The organism is Chryseobacterium sp. VD8, from assembly GCF_037149975.1.
In the GTDB taxonomy this organism is placed as follows: Bacteria; Bacteroidota; Bacteroidia; order Flavobacteriales; family Weeksellaceae; genus Chryseobacterium; species Chryseobacterium indicum.
Genome location: NZ_JBBCQL010000442.1, coordinates 1 through 862 on the forward strand (window position 1 = coordinate 1; position 862 = coordinate 862).

Consider the following 862-nt stretch of genomic DNA (forward strand, 5'->3'; position numbering starts at 1 on the left):
GTTATTAGAAGAAACCCCGTGGGTTCTGGAAAGTAAGAATGAAGAAGAACAGATGTCGAAACTGGCTTTGCTTTTCGATGTCAATTCAATGAAAAATTCAATTCATCAGGATTGGGAAGATTTAGAGAAACTGCAGAATCCGGATGGAGGATTTTCGTGGTATAAAGGTTATCCGAGTTCATATTCCACATCATTGTACATTCTTAAAAATTTAGGAAAAATCAATGTCTGGCTGAAAGATAACGTAAAAGATTATCAAAATTCCGAACAGAATGAAATGGTTTCCAACCTAATCAAATACGTAGATAATGAAATTGAAAAATACACTTCGACTTCGCTCAGTGCGGGAAAAGAAAATGTAATCAATAACTGGACTTTAGACTATCTCGACACCCGAAATTACTGGGAAAAACAGTATCCGTTAAAAGGAAAACGAGCCACTTTAAAATCCTTGGTAAAACAGAAAGTAAAAACGATGAAAATTACAGATTTTACCTTCTTCGGACTGCATCGTGCCGCTTTACTGATGAATGATTATGGTTTAAAAGAAGTTTCAGATAAATTGTTAAATTACCTGAAAGAAACTTCCGTAGATTCAAAAATGCAGGGTATCTACTGGAAACAGAATCTTGATAACTGGGGCTGGTTCAGCTCGAAAGTGGTGAATCATGCAGGAGCACTGGAAGCATTTAATAAATTAAAACCCAACGATCAGCAATTCATTGAAGATTTGAAAATCTGGCTGATTACGCAGAAAGAAGTGAATTCATGGGGAAGCTCAAGAGGAACTTCGGAAGTTATTTTTACGATTTTAAATTCAGGAAAATCATGGACGAATGCGGAAAGTGATAAAGCAACCATT

At 35.8% G+C, this 862-nt stretch carries 1 pseudogene; it reads left to right on the top strand.

The features are described from left to right. Window positions 1-862: pseudogene (locus WFK35_RS22930) on the top strand (alpha-2-macroglobulin family protein); the annotation flags it as partial.